The following is an 18,266-nucleotide window of genomic DNA, read 5'->3' on the forward strand; positions in this document are numbered from 1 at the left end:
CATGCAATTGATCTGGCTGCGCAGCGACTTGCGCCAACATGACAACACCGCTCTCGCGGCCGCCGCAGCACGTGGCCCGACGGTCGCCGTGTATCTGTTGAGTCCGCAGCAATGGCTGGAACATGACGATGCAGCGTGCAAGGTCGACTTTTGGCTGCGCAACCTGCGTGAGTTGAGTGCAAGCCTTGACCAACTCAACATCCCGTTGCTGATTCGCACTGCAAACCATTGGGATCAGGCCCCGGCAGAACTGCTCAAGCTCTGCCGGCAGCTGAAGATAGCGGCAGTGCACGTCAACGAAGAATATGGCGTCCATGAAAGCCGTCGCGATGCAGCGGTGGCCGAAACACTGAAGGCCGAGGGCATCACCTTTCACAGCTATCTCGACCAGTTGCTGTTCAAACCCGGCAGCGTGCTGACCAAGACCGAGAGTTACTTCAAGGTGTTCAGCCAGTTCCGCAAAGTCTGTTACGAACGCCTGCATCGCTCGATGCCTGCGCTGATAAAGGCTCCCGGCAAACAAAGCGCTTTGAACATCGACAGCGACCCGGTTCCTGATTCCGTCAAAGGCTTAGCGACCCCGAGCGACTCGCTGCGAGCGCTGTGGCCCGCCGGTGAACAGGAAGCCCGACGCCGCCTCGACACCTTCACCGACGCGCAGATCGACTACTACCAGAGCGAACGCGACTTCCCGGCCAAGCCCGGCACCAGTCAGCTCTCGGCGTATCTGGCTGCCGGCGTGATCTCGCCACGGCAATGCCTGCACGCCGCCCTGCAAAGCAATCAGGGCGAATTCGAAAGCGGCAAGGTCGGTGCGGTCACCTGGATCAACGAGCTGCTGTGGCGCGAGTTCTACAAACACATTCTGGTCGGCTATCCCCGCGTTTCCCGCCATCGCGCTTTCCGCCCGGAAACCGAAGCGCTGGCCTGGCGTGATGCGCCGGAGGATCTTGCCGCATGGCAAGAAGCGCGCACCGGTCTGCCGATCATCGACGCGGCCATGCGCCAATTGCTCGAAACCGGCTGGATGCACAATCGCCTGCGCATGGTCGTAGCGATGTTCCTGACCAAAAACCTGTTGATCGACTGGCGCGAAGGCGAACGCTTTTTCATGCGCCACCTCATCGATGGGGATCTGGCGGCGAACAACGGTGGCTGGCAATGGAGTTCGTCGACGGGCACCGATTCGGCGCCGTACTTCCGCATCTTCAACCCGCTGAGCCAGTCGGAAAAATTCGACAGCGAAGGTCTGTTCATCAAGCACTGGTTGCCGGAACTGGCCGGCCTCAACAAGAAAGAAGTGCACAACCCGGCCGACGTCGGTGGATTGTTCGGCGCGGCGGACTATCCGTCGCCAATCGTCAATCTCAGCGCCTCGCGCCAGCGGGCCTTGGCAGCCTTCAAGAATCTGCCTTCGCGAACATCTACAGGAGGCGATGATGAGTGAATTCCTGCGCCGCTTCGCCCGGCAATTTTCAGCGTTGAACAAAGACAACCTGCAAAGCCTGGGCGAGCTGTACAGCGATGACATTCATTTCACCGACCCGCTGCACGAGGTCCAGGGGCTGGCGCAGCTACGCGACTATTTCGGCGAGCTATACGCCAACGTCAGCGAACTGCATTTCGACTTTCATGGTTTCGACCAGATCGGCGACTGCGAAGGTTACCTGCGCTGGGTCATGAGCTATCGCCATCCACGCCTGGCGGGTGGCCGCTTGATTCGCGTCAGCGGCTGCTCGCACCTGCTCTGGCGCGACAAGGTTTATCGCCACCGGGATTACTTCGATGCCGGGGCGCTGCTGTATGAACACTTGCCAGTATTGGGTCGGGTCATTGCCTGGCTGAAAAGGAGAATGGGATGAGTCGTACACCTCCACGGCGGTATTGGTTGACCGGGGCCAGCAGTGGCATCGGCGCCGCGCTGGCTGAAGAGATCCTGAAAACCGGTGCGAACCTGGCGGTCAGTTCCCGTCAGATCGCCCCGCTCAAGGTCTTGTCGCAACGCTATCCGGGGCAGGTTTTGGTGGTACCGGGAGATCTGACCAACAGCCAGACAGTGCGCGAAATCGGTGAGCAGATCGCCGCAGACTGGGGTTCGCTGGACTCGGTGATTCTCAACGCCGGCACCTGCGAATATGTCGACGCCAAGCAGTTCGATTCCTCGATCATCGAGCATGTGGTGCGCACTAACCTGCTCGCCAGCAGTTATTGCATCGAGGCCGCCCTGCCGCTGCTGCGCAAAGGCACCGCGCCGCATCTGATCGGCGTGGCCAGTTCGGTCACCTACCTGCCGCTGCCACGGGCCGAAGCCTACGGCGCCTCGAAGGCAGGTCTGCGTTACCTGTTCGAATCGCTGCGCATTGATCTGGCCGATGAAGGCATTGAAGTCACCGTGGTCAGCCCGGGTTTTGTCGAAACACCGCTGACCGCAAAAAACGATTTCCCCATGCCCTTGAGCTGGCCTGTGGATAAAGCCGCACGGCACATCTTCGCCAAGCTCAAGGACCGGCCGCTGGAGATCGCCTTCCCGGCGCTGTTCATGGCCGCGTTGTGGCCACTGTCGAAACTGCCGGCACGCGTCCAATTGGCGATCGGCAAGCGCATGGTGCGCAAGTCCCCACCGCTGACGGATCCGACATGAAAATAGCCATCGTCGGCAGCGGGATCGCCGGGCTGACCTGCGCTTACCTGCTCAATCGCCGCCATGAAGTGACGGTGTTCGAGGCGGGCGACTGGGTCGGTGGCCACACGCACACCGTCGACGTTACGGTCGCAGGACGGCAGTACGCCGTGGATACCGGTTTCATCGTCTTCAACGACTGGACCTACCCGAATTTCATCCGTCTGCTCGGCCAGCTTGGCGTAGCGTTCAAACCGACCGAAATGAGTTTCTCGGTGACCGACCCGGACACCGGTCTGGAGTACAACGGCAACAACCTCAACAGCCTGTTCGCCCAGCGCAGCAACCTGTTTTCGCCCGGGTTCTGGGGCATGTTGCGCGACATTCTGCGCTTCAACAAAGAAGCCCAGCGCGACCTCGTCGAACTGCGCATCGCCGCCGACACCACCCTCGACGAATACCTCAAGGCTGGCGGTTACGGCGAGCGTTTCATCCTGCATTACATCGTGCCGATGGGCTCGGCGATCTGGTCGATGCCGATGGCGGAAATGCTCAATTTCCCGCTGCAGTTTTTTGTGCGGTTCTTCAAGAACCATGGCTTGTTGTCGGTCAGTGAGCGGCCGCAATGGCAAGTTATCGAAGGCGGCTCGAGCGCCTATATCGCGCCACTGACAGCCGCGTTCAAGGAGCGGATTCGTCTCAATTGCCCGGTAACCCGGGTTGATCGTGACGTGCATGGCGTAGTTATCCACAGCCCGGCAGGCCTCGAACACTTCGATCAGGTGGTGTTCGCCTGCCACAGTGATCAAGCGTTGAAACTGCTGGCGGTGCCGAGCGATGCCGAACGCGCGATCCTCGGCGCCCTGCCCTACGCCGACAACGAAGTGGTGCTGCACACCGACACGCGTTTGCTGCCGACACGAAAACTGGCCTGGGCGAGCTGGAACTATCGGCTCAGCGGCGCCAGCCACACCCACGCCGCCGTCACCTACGACATGAACATTTTGCAGGGTATTCAGAGCGACACCACGTTCTGCGTCAGCCTCAATCAGAGCGCCGGCATCAGCCCGGACAAAGTGCTTGCCCGTTACACCTACGCCCACCCGCAATTCAGCCTCGCTGCGGTGGCGGCACAGAATCGCTGGGGCGAACTGGATGGCGCGCAGCACACACATTATTGCGGCGCCTATTGGGCCAACGGTTTTCATGAGGACGGTGTGGTCAGCGCCTTGCGCGTGGCCGCTGCGTTCGGGGAAACCTTATGAACAGCGCCCTGTACAGCGGCTGGATCGGCCATCGGCGTTTCTCGCCGCGCCGCCATGAATTCCGCTACCGGATCGGTCTGCTCTACCTCGACCTCAGCGAACAGGACGCCGTGCTTGCACTGTCGCCGCTGGCCGGGCGCAGTCGCTTTGCTCCCTTTTCATTTCGCGAAACGGACTACCTGAAGACCTTTACCGGCCGAGGCATACGCCTGATCGATGCCGTGCGTCAGCAGGTCGGCATCGCCATCGGCCATGAACCGCAAGGCGCGATTTGCCTGCTGACCCAGGCGCGCAGTTGGGGGTTGTCGTTCAATCCGGTGAGTTTCTTTTATTGCCACGAGGCCGACGGGCAACTGGCGGCGATTGTCTGCGAAGTCACCAACACGCCGTGGCGCGAGCGTTATCACTATGTGCTGCCGGCGCGCACGCCCGCCAACCTGCAGGATTTTCATCAGCACTTCGCCGTGGCCAAGGCCTTTCACGTTTCGCCGTTTTTGCCGCGCGATCTCGAATACCGCATGAGTTTCAGTCCCGCCGCGCAAGCCCTCGGCGTGCACATGGCCGACTGGCAAGGCGAGCAAAAACTGTTCGACGCCACACTCAATCTGCAACGCGAAAATCTTGATCGTCGCAGCCTGCATCGTTACTTGCGGCGCTTTCCGTGGATGACCGCGAAAACCGCCTTGGCGATTTACTGGCAGGCACTGCGCCTGCTGCTCAAGCGCGCACCGCTCTTTGCTCATCAGGCTGCCGACGGCAGTTTTCAAACCGCCACTGTGCCTCCCAAGGAGCACCGCCATGAAATCCTCTAGTCTGTCGGTCAGTCGGCTCAGCACCAACGGTTTGACCGGGTCGCTGCTGCGCCGTGGCGTGTTGCGCCAATTGGCCCAACTGAAAAACGGGCAACTGCTGGTGGTCGAGGATGGCGAACGGCTGATGTTCGGTACGCCGGGCAGTGCCTTGCTCGGGGAAATCCATGTGCTCGACTCGGCCGTCTGGGGCATGGTTGCCGGCAACGGTTCGATTGGTGCCGGCGAGGCGTTTATCCACGGTTATTGGAGTTCGCCGGATCTGACAGCGGTGGTGCGCGTATTCGTCAGCAATCTCGACGTGCTCGATGCCATGGAGGGTGGCTTGGCACGCCTCGGTCGGCCGTTGGTGCAAGGTCTGCACTGGCTCAACCGCAATACGCGCAAGGGCTCGCAGAAGAACATCGCTGCGCACTACGACCTCGGCAACGATCTGTTCGAGCAGTTTCTCGACCCGACCATGATGTATTCGGCGGCGCAGTTCCTTACGCCCGAAGACAGCCTGGAGCAGGCGCAGCTGAACAAACTGGAGCGGATCTGCCAGAAGCTCGCGCTCAAACCCGATGATCATTTGCTGGAAATCGGCACCGGTTGGGGCAGCATGGCGCTCTACGCGGCGCAGAACTACGGTTGCCGCGTGACCACCACGACACTCTCGAAAGAACAGTACGCGTTTACCGCGCAACGCATCGAACAACTGGGCTTGCAGGATCAGGTCACGCTGCTGCTCAAGGACTACCGCGACCTCACCGGCGAATACGACAAACTGGTGTCGATCGAGATGATCGAGGCGGTCGGTCACCGCTTCCTGCCGACCTACTTCAAACAATGCGCGCACCTGCTCAAGAGCAACGGTTTGATGCTGATCCAGGCGATCACCATCCGTGAGCAGCGCTACGAACAGGCCAAACGCGGTGTCGACTTTATCCAGCGTTACATCTTCCCCGGCGGCGCCCTGCCCTGCGTGCAGAAAATGCTCGAAGTGGTCAGCCGCGACACCGACATGAACCTGCTGCACATGGAAGATTTCGGCCTGCATTACGCAAAAACCCTGCGCCTGTGGCATGAGAACTTCCGCCGCGCCCATGGCCGTTTGACCGAGCTGGGTTATGACGATTACTTCCTGCGGCTGTGGGAGTTTTACCTGTGTTACTGCGAGGGCGGTTTCCTTGAACGCACCATCGGCACCGCACAACTGTTGCTGGCCAAACCGGCTGCAATGACCGCACCGCTGCTCGGACGCTTCGATGCTTGAGCGTGTCGCCAATGCCGTGTTGTTCCAGATCGGCTGGCTGACCTGCGTGCTCGGCGGCAACAGTTTGTGGTTGCTGGTCGCGTTGGCGGTGCTGGTGATTCATCTGCGCTGGATCAGCAGTTGGGCGGCTGAAGGCCGTTTGATTTTGAGCGTGGTGATTGTCGGCACGGCGGTGGACAGTGTGTTGCGTGGTGTCGGGGTGTTCGAGTTTGAGGATCAGTCGCCGCTGATTCCGCTGTGGCTGATGCTGCTCTGGGCACTGCTGGCGACCACGTTGCGTCATTGCCTGGCATGGAGCGCCCGGCCGTGGTGGCTGGCCAGCGTGCTGGGCGCAGTTGGCGGTGCGCTGTCGTATTACGCCGGCGGACGCTTGGCCGGGGTGCAATTTCCCTATGGCGAGTTACCGACATTGATTGGCATCGGCCTGCTCTGGGCACTGCTGTTTCCGCTGCTGCACTCCATGGCGCGGCGGCTGGCGCACTGAGCGTCTGTCAGAGCTTTCACACGCACGGCGGCGACTGCCTTACACTGCCGCCATGAAAACCATTCCCCACCGGCAAATCACCGAGCCTGCAGTCACCTGCTCGACCTGCGCGGCGTGCTGTTGCCAACTCGAAGTGATGCTGATCACCGACACCGGCGTGCCTGATCGCTTTATCGATACCGATGAATGGGGCGGCGAAGTGATGCTGCGTCTTGACGACGGCTGGTGCGCGGCGCTGGATCGCGACAGCATGATGTGCACGATCTATGAGAAACGACCGTTGATCTGCCGCGAGTTCGAGATGGGCGCACCGGAGTGCATTGAAGAGCGCAAAGGCATCACGACTGCCTACCGCTGATCCCAAGAACACCCCAAAACAAATGTAGGAGTGAGCCTGCTCGCAATAGCGGTGTGTCAGTCAATATATGTGTGACTGACACACCGCTATCGCGAGCTGGCTCACTCCTACAGGGGTTATGCGCTCGGCTTAGAGCGGCATCGTGTAATGCAGCGAGTAACTTTCTACACCGTCGTTGTCACTGGCAAGACCAGCGTTGGAATAGTGCGTCGCCCGAATCCCGACTTCATGCCCGCCATTGAAACGCAGACCAAAACCGAGGCGGTCTTCAAACTGGAAAGAGCCGCCGAGATTGTTGGATTCGTACTTGGTGTTAGAGAAGGCCGCCACACCGATCCCCGCTTCGATATACGGTTTGACCGACTGGCCGGCAAACTCGTAAACAAACACCGGCGAGAACGAAAGGCTGTTGTTGCTCGAGGTCTTGTCGCCTTCCCAGTAGGTGTAGGCGCCGCTCCAGTAACCGGTCAGGCGACCGACGTCACTTTGCAGCCAGCTCTTGTCCCAGTCGAAATTCATGCCCAGGCGGTACGTCATGGTCGAGTCGCTGGTGGCCCCCACTGCGAACTCAACACCTGCCGCTTGTGCAGTAAAACTTTGCCCCATCAGTGCGGCCGCAATCGCGGCCAAGCAGAATAGTCGCTTCACGTTGAAACTTCCTTTTCCGGAACGATCGTTTGGTTTTCTAGATAACTCTTCGCTATAGAAGCTAGCGCCTGCTTAGAAGTTCAGCTGATTTTTTAGTTATTTCACAATTTTTTTACAAGTCGAAGTTTTGCACTTCGCCGGCACTCTGGCCCAGTAGCGGCAGGATGTTTCTGAAGTAGGCAGGATCAGCGCTGGTCCAGAATCTGACCGCTTGGTTCGGGCCGGCAGCGAGCAAATCGCGCTCCGCCAAAAGCCGCTGAAGTTGCCGTGCTACAGCCGCGCCGGTATCGATCAGGCTGATGTCCGCAGGGATCATCGACTTGAGCATCGGCTTGAGAAAGGGATAGTGGGTGCAGCCCAGAATGATTGTGTCGCAACCGCTGGCCAACAGCGGGTCGACATAGCTTTGCAGCAACTGACGCAACTCGGCGCTGTGCAGATCGCCGCTTTCAATCAACTCGACCAGGCCGGGGCATGGCTGGGTGATCACGCGTACATCAGCGGCAAAGCGATCCAGCAACGCGGCGAACTTGGCGCTCTGCAACGTGCCGGTGGTGGCGAGCACACCGACCACACCGCTGCGAGTCGCGGCGGCGGCGGGCTTGACCGCAGGCTCCATACCGACAATCGGCCAATCGGGAAAATCACGACGCAAATCGGCAACGCCGGCAACCGTGGCCGTATTGCAGGCCAGCACCAAGGCCTTGGCACCCTGCTCACGGAAAAAACCGGCCATCACGCTGCAACGCTGACGGATAAATTCCGGGGTTTTCTCTCCGTAGGGAATGTGCCCGCAATCGGCGACATAGAGCAGCGATTCATTGGGCAACAAACGCTGAATTTCCGCCAGTACCGACAAGCCGCCGACACCGGAGTCGAACACGCCGATCGGCGCTTCACGCATGGCGCGAACCACAGACGCTGCAACCCGGATCACGCTTGACGCGCAACTCACGGAAACGCGAACCGAGGGCATCGATCAACAGCAAGCGACCCACCAGCGGCTCACCGAAGCCGACCAGTACTTTCAACGCTTCCAGCGCCTGAAGACTGCCGACCAGGCCGACCAGCGGCCCGACTACACCGGCCTCGCTGCAAGTCAGTTCGGCTTCGCTGCCGTGCCCATATAAACAGTGGTAGCACGGACTCTCGGCACGACGTGGGTCGAACACCGATAGCTGACCTTCCAGACGAATCGCCGCACCGCTGACCAACGGTTTACACGCCGCCACGCACGCAGCGTTGACCGCTTCGCGCGTGGAAAAGTTATCGGAGCAATCGAGCACCAGATCCACCGCCGCCACGGCAGCCGAAAGGGAATCCTCGTCCAGCGCCTGACGATGGGCGATCAGTTCAATCTCGGGATTGATCGCGCCCAGACGCTTGAGCGCCGAGTCGACCTTGCTCATGCCGACGCTGTCGGTGTCATGGATGATCTGGCGTTGCAGGTTGGTCAGGTCGACGGTATCGAAATCCGCCAGATGCAATTGGCCGACACCGGCCGCGGCCAGATACAGCGCAACCGGCGCACCGAGACCGCCGAGGCCGACGATCAGCACGCGACTGTCCTTGAGCTTCAATTGCCCGTCGATGTCGATGTGTTGCAGCAGAATCTGCCGGCTGTAGCGCAGCAATTCCTGATCATTCAGCACGGCAGGCGCCCCAGACTGATGCGTTGATGACCGCCCAGATCGGTGCGGCTGTGGACGTCTTCAAAGCCACGCGTGAGCAGCAGATCGCGTACGGCTTCGGCTTGATCATAGCCGTGTTCGAGCATCAGCCAGCCAGCGGCCTCCAGATGATCCGGGGCCTGATCGACGATCAAGCGCAGATCGTCGAGCCCGTCCTCACCAGCAACCAGCGCGCTGGTCGGCTCAAAGCGCACATCGCCTTCGACCAGATGCGGATCGGCGGCAGCAATGTACGGCGGGTTGCTGATGATCAACTGGAAACGCTGACCTTCCAGTGCACTGAACCAGTGGCTGCTCAGCACGGTGGCGTTGTTCAGATGCAGACGTTGGCGATTGCGCTCGGCCAAAGCTACGGCTTCGAGTACGCGATCCACGGCGGTGACTTTCCACGCCGGACGCTCGCTGGCCAAGGCCAAAGCAATCGCGCCGCTGCCAGTGCCGAGGTCGAGCACTTTGGCCGGGGTCGCGGGCAGCAATTCCAGCGCCGCTTCCACCAGCAATTCAGTGTCCGGACGCGGGATCAGCGTGTGCGGTGCGACTTCCAGATCGAGTTTCCAGAACCCCTGCTGCCCGAGAATGTAGGCCACCGGCTCGCCGCCACGACGACGTTGCAGATATTCGGCAAAGGTCAGCGCTGCTTCACTCGGCACGATGCGCTCGGGCCAGGTGTGGAGAAAGCTGCGCGATTTGCCCAGTGCAGCGGCGAGAAGCAATTCGGCATCCAGACGCGCGGTGGGCGAGTCCGGCAGTTCGGCGGCGCGCAACAGGCTGGCGATGATGGTCATTTATTCACCTATCGCTGCAAGTTGGTCAGCCTGATATTCGGCCAGCAATGGCTCGATCACCGCTTCAACGCCACCGGCGAGAATTTCATCGAGGGAATACAGGGTCAGGTTGACGCGATGGTCTGTAACCCGGCCCTGGGCAAAGTTGTAGGTGCGGATGCGCTCGGAACGATCGCCCGAGCCCACCAGCAATTTACGCTCGCTGGCGATCGCATTGGCCGCCGCTGCGGTTTGCTGATCATTGAGCTTGGCCGACAACCACGCCATCGCCCGTGCACGGTTTTTGTGCTGGGAACGTTCTTCCTGACACTCGACGACGGTGCCGGTCGGTATATGGGTGATGCGGATCGCCGAGTCGGTGGTGTTGACGTGCTGACCACCAGCCCCGGAGGAACGGAACGTGTCGACGCGCAAATCCGCCGGATTGATCTCGATGGCTTCGCGCTCGTCCGGCTCGGGCAACACCGCCACGGTGCAGGCCGAGGTGTGGATACGGCCCTGGGATTCGGTGGCGGGCACGCGCTGTACGCGGTGCGCGCCGGATTCGAATTTCAGCTTGCCGTAAACGTTGTCGCCTTCAATGCGCGCGATGACTTCTTTATAGCCACCGTGTTCGCCTTCGTTTTCCGAAAGAATCTCGACCCGCCAGCCACGGCGCTCGGCGTAACGCGAGTACATGCGGAACAAATCGCCGGAGAAGATCGCCGCCTCGTCGCCACCGGTGCCGGCGCGAATTTCGAGGAAGACGTTGCGGCCGTCATTGGGATCCTTGGGCAGCAACATGCGTTGCAGATCGGCTTCCAGGGTGATCAGCAATTCCTTGGCTTCGCGGACTTCTTCCACGGCCATTTCGCGCATGTCCGGGTCGCTGTCCTTGAGCAACGCCTGCGCGCCCTCCAGATCGCTTTGTACGCTGAGCAGCTTTTTATAGCCTTGTACCACCGGCTCGAGTTCGGCGTATTCCTTGGAATAAGCGCGGAATTTGGCCTGATCGGCAATGACTTCGCCGTCGCCAAGCAGCGCGGTCAGTTCCTCGAAACGGTCCTGGAGGACATCCAGCTTATTGAGCAGTGACGCTTTCATTGCGGTTTTTTATCCGAAAAGCTATCCGGTGAGCCCTCAAGGGCAAAGAGTTCCTGGGCCATGGCCAGCGCATCAAGGCGGCCTTCGGCAGAAAGCTTTTTCAGTTGCACGCTAGGCGCGTGCAACAGTTTATTGGTCAGGCCACGGGCCAGTTGCCCGAGCACGTCTTCAGCGTTGCCACCGTTGGCTAGCAGGCGCAGGGCCTTTTGCAGCTCCTCATCGCGCAGGCGTTCGCTCTGTTGACGATAGGCCTTGAGCACATCGACCGCCGCCAGCTCACGCAGGCGCACCATGAAATCGTCAGCGCCGACCGAAACCATTTCTTCCGCCGCTTGGGCTGCACCCTGGCGACTCTTGAGGTTCTCGGCGACCACTTCGTGGAGATCGTCGACGCTATAAAGGTAAACGTCGTCCAACTCGCCGACTTCCGGCTCGATATCGCGGGGAACGGCGATATCGACCATAAAGATCGGTTTGTGCTTGCGCAGCTTCAAAGCGCTTTCAACCGCGCCCTTGCCGAGAATCGGCAACTGACTGGCAGTCGAACTGATGACGATATCGCTGCGCACCAGTTCCGCCGGGATGTCCGACAGCAACACCGCGTGAGCGCCGAACTGTTCGGCCAGCAGACTGGCGCGTTCCAGCGTGCGGTTGGCGACGACGATGCGCTTGACCCCCAGCTCGTGCAAATGGCGGGCGACCAGGGTGATGGTCTCGCCGGCGCCGATCAGCAAGGCCTGGCTGCGCTGCAAATCACTGAAAATCTGTTTCGCCAAGCTGACGGCGGCAAACGCCACCGATACCGGGTTTTCACCGATGGCGGTGTCAGTGCGCACCTGCTTGGCGGCATTGAACGTTGCTTGAAACAGTCGCCCCAGCAGCGGGCCGATGGTGCCGGCCTCGCGGGCCACAGCGTAGGCCGATTTCATCTGGCCGAGAATCTGCGGTTCGCCCAACACCAGCGAGTCGAGCCCGGAGGCGACGCGCATCATGTGACGAACTGCCGCATCATCTTCATGCACATAAGCACTCGCGCGCAGCTCATCGAGGCTTAAATGGTGATAGTCGGCCAGCCAGCGCAGCACGATATCGGCAGAAAGCTGATCCTGTTCTATATAAAGCTCACTGCGATTGCAGGTGGAGAGGATCGCGGCTTCGCGGCTGTCGGTCAGTCGGCAGAGCTGCTGCAAGGCCTCCACCAGCTGTTCAGGAGTAAAAGCCACGCGCTCGCGGACGTCTACTGAAGCAGTCTTGTGGTTGATACCGAGTGCAAGGAAGGCCATTCAAGGTCGCTGATGGTGACGTGAAGCCGGCAATTGTCCACCTTCGAAAGATTCAGAACAACTACCGCTGACTATTGTCCCAATCGTCAGCCCCTATAATGGGCACAATTGAGTCTCGGTTATGTTTGGCCGAAGGCTTGTGTCATGATGATCCGACCGCAGGTTAGTCGTCCTCTTCCTATATGAATAGATCTTCCGCGTTGCTCCTCGCTTTTGTCTTCCTCAGCGGCTGCCAGGCCTTGGCTCCCGTTTCGCCGGACGGTACGCCGTCGGTTGAAGACACCACGCCTGCGCCTGAAAAGCCCAAGGTTTACAGCTCGTTCAGCGAGGAAACCGTTTTCAGCCTGTTGAGCGCCGAACTCGCCGGCCAGCGCAATCGTTTCGACATTGCCCTGGATAACTACGTGACCCAGGCCATCAATACGCAGGATCCGGGCGTCTCCGAACGCGCATTCCGTATCGCCGAATATCTGGGTGCCGATCAACCGGCCCTCGATACCGCGCTGATCTGGGCGAAAAACGCCCCGGACGACCTCGAAGCGCAACGCGCCGCTGCCGTGCAACTGGCGCGCGCCGGGCGTTATGACGACTCGATGGTCTATATGGAGAAAGTCCTGCAGGGCAAGGGCGACACCCATTTCGACTTCCTCGCGCTGTCGGCAGCGGATACCGATCAGGAAACCCGCAACGGTCTGATGAAGAGTTTTGACCGTTTGTTGCAGCGTCATCCGAACAACAGCCAGCTGATTTTCGGCAAAGCCCTGCTCTTGCAACAGGACGGCGACAACAAAGCCGCGCTGGCATTGCTCGAAGACAATCCGCCGGATGACGGCGAGATCGCGCCGATTCTGCTGCGCGCGCGCCTGCTGCAAATTCTCAACCGAGGCGACGAAGCGCTGCCACTGCTGCAGAAAAGCATCAAGAAGTATCCGGACGACAAACGCCTGCGCCTGACTTACGCACGCATGCTGGTCGAACAAGACCGCATGGACGACGCCAAAGCCGAGTTCTCCAGCCTTGTGCAGCAATACCCGGAAGACGACGAACTGCGCTACTCGCTGGCATTGGTCTGCCTGGAAGCCAAAGCCTGGGATGAAGCCAAGGGTTATCTGGAAGACTTGATCGCCCGTGAAAGCCACGTCGATTCGGCGCACCTGAACCTCGGTCGCATCGCCGAAGAACGCAACGACCCGCAAGGCGCCCTCATCGAGTACGCCCAGGTCGGCCCGGGCAATGACTATCTGCCAGCGCAATTGCGTCAGGCCGATATTCTGATGAACAACGGCAAAACCGCTGAAGCGCAAAGCAAACTCGCCGCCCAGCGCGACGAGCAACCGGACTACGCGATTCAGCTGTACCTGATCGAATCGGAAACCCTGTCGGCCAACAAACAGGACGACAAGGCGTGGAAAGTCTTGCAGCAAGCCTTGCTGCAATACCCGGACGATCTGAATCTGCTCTACACCCGGGCGATGCTCGCGGAAAAGCGCAATGACCTGGCGCAAATGGAAAAAGACCTGCGCCTGATCATCAAGCGTGATCCGGACAACGCCATGGCGCTCAACGCTCTGGGCTACACTCTGTCCGATCGCACCACGCGCTACGCTGAAGCCAAAACGCTGATCGAGCAGGCACACCAGATCAACCCGGAAGACCCGGCCGTACTCGACAGCCTCGGCTGGGTGAATTACCGCTTGGGCAATCTGGATGACGCCGAGAAATATCTGCGTCAGGCGCTGGAGCGTTTCCCGGATCACGAAGTCGCCGCACATCTGGGCGAAGTGTTGTGGACCAAGGGCAACCAGCGTGAAGCCAAACAAATCTGGGGCAAATTCCTCAAGGATCAGCCCGACAGCACCATTCTGCGCAGCACCATCAAGCGCCTGACCGGATCCGAGACTCTTTAACTCATGTTTTTGCGCCACGTTATTGTTTTCAGCTTCATCGCCCTGCTCGCCGGTTGCTCGGGTTTTGGCACTCGCGAATCGGTCGAGGGCCACGGCAGTCCAGCTCAATGGGCCGCGAACAAACAGCAACTGACCGGGCTCGACGGCTGGCAGATCGACGGCAAGATCGGCATCCGCGCGCCGAAAGATTCCGGTAGCGGCACGCTGTTCTGGCTGCAACGTCAGGACTATTACGACATTCGTCTGTCCGGCCCGCTGGGTCGTGGTGCGGCACGCTTGACCGGACGTCCGGGCAAGGTCTCGCTGGAAGTCGCCAACCAGGGCCGCTATGAATCTCAGTCCCCGGAAGCCCTGCTCGAAGAACAGCTCGGCTGGAAACTGCCGGTGTCGAATCTGGCCTGGTGGGTGCGTGGCCTGCCCGCTCCCGACAGTAAAAGTCGCCTGAATCTGGATGCCGACAGCCGCCTGGCCAGCCTGGAACAGGATGGCTGGAAAGTCGAATACACCGCCTACACCGAACAAAACGGTTACTGGTTGCCGGAACGCATCAAGCTGCACGGCACCGACCTCGATGTGACGCTGGTGATCAAGACCTGGCAGCCGCGCAAGCTGGGGCAATAACCCATGACCGCTGCACGCCTGACCCTGCCCTCGCCGGCCAAGCTCAATTTGATGCTGCACATTCTCGGGCGCCGTGAAGACGGCTATCACGAACTGCAGACGCTGTTTCAGTTTGTCGATTACGGCGATGAAATCACCTTTGCCGTGCGCGATGACGGCGTGATTCAGCTGCACACCGAGTTCGCTGGCGTGCCGCATGACAGCAACCTGATCGTGCGCGCGGCGAAAATGCTCCAGCAACAGTCCGGCTGTTCGCTCGGCATCGATATCTGGATTGATAAAGTCCTGCCCATGGGCGGCGGTATCGGTGGCGGCAGTTCGAATGCGGCGACGACTTTGCTCGGTCTGAACCATTTGTGGCAGTTGGGCTGGGATGAAGATCGCCTGGCCACGCTGGGCCTGACGCTCGGTGCCGACGTGCCGGTTTTTGTCCGTGGTCATGCGGCTTTCGCCGAGGGCGTGGGTGAGAAACTCACCCCGGTGAATCCCGAAGAACCGTGGTATCTGGTGCTCGTGCCGCAAGTCTCTGTTAGTACGGCAGAAATTTTTTCCGATCCTTTGTTGACACGTAACACGCCGCCCATTAAAGTGCGCCCCGTTCCCGAGGGAAACAGTCGAAATGACTGCTTGCCGGTGGTTGCAAGGCGTTATCCAGAAGTACGTAACGCATTGGATTTGTTAGGTAAATTTACCGAAGCAAAACTCACCGGAACTGGAAGTTGTGTGTTTGGGGGCTTCCCAAGCAAAGCTGAAGCTGATAAAGTCTCGGCCCTTCTGACAGAGACCCTTACAGGGTTTGTAGCCAAAGGCAGCAACGTTTCGATGTTGCACCGCAAGCTGCAAAGTCTGCTCTAAAGGAACCAGGTGCTCGGCACTTGATGCAACAGATACAGGGGCGTCGCCAAGCGGTAAGGCAGCAGGTTTTGATCCTGCCATGCGTTGGTTCGAATCCAGCCGCCCCTGCCATTTTCTATACTCATCCAGGTTACCCTCAGCCTCTAGGTACTGCGCGTGTCCAAGATGATGGTCTTTACGGGGAATGCTAACCCCGATCTGGCTCGGCGTGTTGTACGTCAGCTGCATATCCCTCTCGGTGACATCTCTGTCGGTAAGTTCTCCGACGGCGAAATTACTGCCGAGATCAATGAAAACGTTCGCGGTAAAGACGTTTTCATTATTCAGCCGACTTGCGCTCCGACCAACGATAACCTGATGGAACTGGTAGTGATGGCTGATGCCTTCCGCCGCTCCTCGGCTACTCGTATCACTGCTGTTATTCCTTATTTTGGTTATGCCCGTCAGGATCGCCGTCCGCGTTCCGCACGTGTGGCTATCAGCGCGAAAGTCGTTGCTGACATGCTTACCGTAGTCGGCATCGACCGTGTTCTCACGGTTGATCTGCATGCTGACCAGATTCAGGGTTTCTTCGATATTCCGGTAGATAACATCTACGGCTCCCCGGTTCTGGTGGATGACATTGAAGATCAGCGCTTCGAAAACCTGATGATCGTTTCCCCGGACATTGGTGGCGTCGTGCGTGCACGTGCCGTTGCCAAATCCCTGGGCGTGGATCTCGGGATCATCGACAAACGCCGTGAGAAAGCCAATCACTCTGAAGTGATGCATATCATCGGTGATGTCGAAGGGCGTACCTGCATTCTGGTCGATGACATGGTCGATACCGCCGGCACTCTGTGCCACGCGGCCAAGGCCCTGAAAGAGCATGGCGCAGCCAAGGTCTTTGCCTACTGCACACACCCTGTGCTGTCGGGTCGGGCCATCGAGAATATCGAAAATTCCGTGCTGGACGAGCTGGTGGTGACTAACACCATCCCGCTGTCCGCTGCAGCACAAGCCTGTGCACGTATCCGTCAACTGGATATCGCACCGGTTGTTGCCGAAGCGGTTCGCCGCATCAGCAATGAAGAATCGATCAGCGCGATGTTCCGTTAAGGGCCCTGCCCTTCGCGAAATGTCTCGTTGACGAAAAGCGCCCCGCCCCGGCATTCCTGCCGGGGCGGGGCTTTTTTGCCCATACCGTGTTTGGCGCTGGTCGCAAACGCCACTCCGGTCATGGCTATTTTGGAGATACAAAATGAACGATTTTACTCTGAATGCTGAAGTGCGTTCCGACCTGGGGAAAGGTGCGAGCCGCCGCCTGCGTCGTATCGCTAGCCTGGTTCCAGCTGTAGTTTACGGTGGCGAAAAAGCCCCTGAATCCATCAGCATGCTGGCCAAAGAAGTTGCCAAACTGCTCGAAAACGAAGCTGCCTACAGCCACGTTATCGAACTGAACGTTGGCGGCAAAAAGCAGAACGTCATCATCAAAGCTCTGCAACGTCACCCGTCCAAGGGTCACGTCATGCACGCTGACTTCGTACGCGTCGTAGCCGGCCAGAAACTGACCGCTATCGTGCCTGTGCACTTTGTTGGTGAAGAAGCTCCGATCAAGAAAGGCGGCGAGATCTCGCACGTCCTGAACGAAATCGAAGTAACTTGCCTGCCGAAAGATCTGCCTGAGTTCATCGAAGTCGACCTGTCGGCTCTGGAAATCGGCGCAATCGTCCACCTGTCCGACCTCAAAGCTCCTAAAGGCGTTGAGTTCGTTGCACTGGCTCACGGTGACGACAAAGCTGTTGCAAACGTACACGCTCCACGCGTTGCTCCAGAAGCTGAAGAAGGCGCAGCAGAGTAATTCACTCTGTCATGCCTGAGTGAGCAAGTAACATCGCGGACTGGAACGTAGCGAGAAAGCGGGCGAGAACGCGGAGTTTACATCCATGGTAAATGAGCATTTTTCGTCCACTTTCGCCGCTTTGCCTGATCGCGGCGATGTTACTCACCACTCAAAGGAAGGGCCCCTATCGTGACTGCCATCAAACTGATCGTTGGCCTGGGAAATCCAGGCGCCGAATACGACCAGACCCGGCATAACGCAGGGGCCCTTTTTGTTGAGCGCATCGCCCACGCACAGAATGTGAATCTTGTGGCCGATCGCAAATATTTTGGCCTGACCGGGCGCTATTCGCATCAGGGTCAGGATGTTCGTCTGCTGATTCCCACCACTTACATGAACCGCAGCGGCCAGGCCGTGGCGGCACTCGCCGGTTTCTTCCGCATCAAGCCTGAAGAAATTCTGGTGGCGCATGACGAACTCGACTTGCCTCCGGGCGTTGCCAAGCTCAAGCAGGGCGGCGGCCATGGCGGTCACAACGGGTTGCGCGACATCATTGCGCAACTGGGCAATCAGAATACGTTCTACCGCCTGCGGCTTGGCATTGGCCACCCGGGCGTCGCCAGTATGGTTTCAAATTTCGTCCTGGGTCGTGCGCCACGCGCCGAACAGGAAAAACTCGATGCCAGCATCGACTTTGCCCTCGGCGTGCTGCCGGATATCCTCGCCGGTGAATGGAACCGCGCGATGAAAAACCTGCACAGCCAGAAGGCCTGACTCTAC

General features: G+C 59.3%; 20 protein-coding genes and 1 tRNA gene. 15 read left to right on the forward strand and 6 right to left on the reverse strand.

The window, feature by feature from the left end:
* Position 1: 1 nt before the first annotated feature.
* The 8 genes from phrB to VY732_RS24755 are packed head-to-tail and all read left to right on the forward strand — an operon-like array spanning position 2 to position 6,791.
* Complete coding sequence (gene phrB / locus VY732_RS24720; RefSeq protein WP_331692098.1) at positions 2-1,447, forward strand: deoxyribodipyrimidine photo-lyase; 1,446 nt, start codon at positions 2-4, stop codon at positions 1,445-1,447.
* On the forward strand, positions 1,440-1,862 hold the full coding sequence (locus VY732_RS24725) for a nuclear transport factor 2 family protein (RefSeq protein WP_077574511.1): 423 nt from the start codon (positions 1,440-1,442) through the stop codon (positions 1,860-1,862). The genes phrB and VY732_RS24725 overlap by 8 nt, the downstream gene beginning before the upstream one ends.
* Entirely contained in the window at positions 1,859-2,641 is a 783-nt protein-coding gene (locus VY732_RS24730; protein ID WP_331692100.1) for an SDR family NAD(P)-dependent oxidoreductase, read from the forward strand. Before VY732_RS24725 ends, VY732_RS24730 begins: the two co-directional genes overlap by 4 nt.
* The gene (locus VY732_RS24735) at positions 2,638-3,885 is read left to right on the forward strand and encodes an NAD(P)/FAD-dependent oxidoreductase (protein WP_331692102.1); all 1,248 of its coding nucleotides are present in this window, start codon (positions 2,638-2,640) and stop codon (positions 3,883-3,885) included. Before VY732_RS24730 ends, VY732_RS24735 begins: the two co-directional genes overlap by 4 nt.
* Complete coding sequence (locus VY732_RS24740; RefSeq protein WP_331692103.1) at positions 3,882-4,697, forward strand: DUF1365 domain-containing protein; 816 nt, start codon at positions 3,882-3,884, stop codon at positions 4,695-4,697. Before VY732_RS24735 ends, VY732_RS24740 begins: the two co-directional genes overlap by 4 nt.
* A complete protein-coding gene (locus VY732_RS24745) occupies positions 4,684-5,949 on the forward strand; it encodes an SAM-dependent methyltransferase (protein WP_137219512.1) in 1,266 nt (421 codons plus the stop codon). Before VY732_RS24740 ends, VY732_RS24745 begins: the two co-directional genes overlap by 14 nt.
* Positions 5,942-6,433, forward strand: coding sequence for a DUF2878 domain-containing protein (locus VY732_RS24750; protein WP_331692104.1), 492 nt, complete (start codon positions 5,942-5,944; stop codon positions 6,431-6,433). Before VY732_RS24745 ends, VY732_RS24750 begins: the two co-directional genes overlap by 8 nt.
* 52 nt (positions 6,434-6,485) lie before the next feature.
* Positions 6,486-6,791, forward strand: a complete 306-nt coding sequence (locus tag VY732_RS24755) for a YkgJ family cysteine cluster protein (protein ID WP_331692106.1) — start codon at positions 6,486-6,488, stop codon at positions 6,789-6,791.
* Between the two features lie 129 nt (positions 6,792-6,920).
* Here VY732_RS24755 and VY732_RS24760 read toward each other — a convergent pair whose 3' ends face one another.
* From VY732_RS24760 to hemA, 6 genes are all read right to left on the reverse strand, one after another.
* Positions 6,921-7,439: an acyloxyacyl hydrolase gene (locus VY732_RS24760; protein WP_016987213.1), complete on the reverse strand. Its 519-nt coding sequence runs from the start codon at positions 7,437-7,439 to the stop codon at positions 6,921-6,923.
* A 112-nt stretch (positions 7,440-7,551) separates the two neighbouring features.
* Complete coding sequence (gene murI / locus VY732_RS24765) at positions 7,552-8,343, reverse strand: glutamate racemase (protein ID WP_137219422.1); 792 nt, start codon at positions 8,341-8,343, stop codon at positions 7,552-7,554.
* The gene (locus VY732_RS24770; protein WP_077574519.1) at positions 8,336-9,091 is read right to left on the reverse strand and encodes a molybdopterin-synthase adenylyltransferase MoeB; all 756 of its coding nucleotides are present in this window, start codon (positions 9,089-9,091) and stop codon (positions 8,336-8,338) included. The genes murI and VY732_RS24770 overlap by 8 nt, the downstream gene beginning before the upstream one ends.
* A complete protein-coding gene (prmC, locus tag VY732_RS24775; protein WP_331692109.1) occupies positions 9,085-9,915 on the reverse strand; it encodes a peptide chain release factor N(5)-glutamine methyltransferase in 831 nt (276 codons plus the stop codon). Before prmC ends, VY732_RS24770 begins: the two co-directional genes overlap by 7 nt.
* Positions 9,916-10,998: a peptide chain release factor 1 gene (gene prfA, locus VY732_RS24780; RefSeq protein WP_077574521.1), complete on the reverse strand. Its 1,083-nt coding sequence runs from the start codon at positions 10,996-10,998 to the stop codon at positions 9,916-9,918.
* Positions 10,995-12,281 (reverse strand): glutamyl-tRNA reductase, encoded by a 1,287-nt coding sequence (hemA, locus tag VY732_RS24785; protein WP_007951716.1) that lies wholly within the window; start codon positions 12,279-12,281, stop codon positions 10,995-10,997. The genes prfA and hemA overlap by 4 nt, the downstream gene beginning before the upstream one ends.
* A gap of 182 nt (positions 12,282-12,463) precedes the next feature.
* Between hemA and VY732_RS24790 the strand changes: the two genes are divergently transcribed.
* From VY732_RS24790 to pth, 7 genes are all read left to right on the forward strand, one after another.
* Positions 12,464-14,188 (forward strand): tetratricopeptide repeat protein, encoded by a 1,725-nt coding sequence (locus VY732_RS24790; protein ID WP_077574522.1) that lies wholly within the window; start codon positions 12,464-12,466, stop codon positions 14,186-14,188.
* Positions 14,189-14,191: 3 nt separating this feature from the next.
* Entirely contained in the window at positions 14,192-14,809 is a 618-nt protein-coding gene (gene lolB, locus VY732_RS24795) for a lipoprotein insertase outer membrane protein LolB (RefSeq protein ID WP_034156035.1), read from the forward strand.
* Between the two features lie 3 nt (positions 14,810-14,812).
* The gene (ispE, locus tag VY732_RS24800) at positions 14,813-15,664 is read left to right on the forward strand and encodes a 4-(cytidine 5'-diphospho)-2-C-methyl-D-erythritol kinase (protein WP_331692114.1); all 852 of its coding nucleotides are present in this window, start codon (positions 14,813-14,815) and stop codon (positions 15,662-15,664) included.
* 36 nt (positions 15,665-15,700) lie between these two features.
* A tRNA-Gln gene (locus tag VY732_RS24805) sits at positions 15,701-15,775 on the forward strand.
* 45 nt (positions 15,776-15,820) lie between these two features.
* Positions 15,821-16,762: a ribose-phosphate pyrophosphokinase gene (locus tag VY732_RS24810; RefSeq protein WP_003171603.1), complete on the forward strand. Its 942-nt coding sequence runs from the start codon at positions 15,821-15,823 to the stop codon at positions 16,760-16,762.
* 142 nt (positions 16,763-16,904) lie between these two features.
* Positions 16,905-17,504: a 50S ribosomal protein L25/general stress protein Ctc gene (locus tag VY732_RS24815; RefSeq protein WP_038360906.1), complete on the forward strand. Its 600-nt coding sequence runs from the start codon at positions 16,905-16,907 to the stop codon at positions 17,502-17,504.
* 171 nt (positions 17,505-17,675) lie between these two features.
* Positions 17,676-18,260, forward strand: coding sequence for an aminoacyl-tRNA hydrolase (gene pth, locus VY732_RS24820; protein ID WP_008079560.1), 585 nt, complete (start codon positions 17,676-17,678; stop codon positions 18,258-18,260).
* The last annotated feature ends 6 nt before the right edge of the window (positions 18,261-18,266 follow it).

Source organism: Pseudomonas sp. ZY71, from assembly GCF_036542145.1.
GTDB lineage: Bacteria > Pseudomonadota > Gammaproteobacteria > Pseudomonadales > Pseudomonadaceae > Aquipseudomonas > Aquipseudomonas koreensis_A.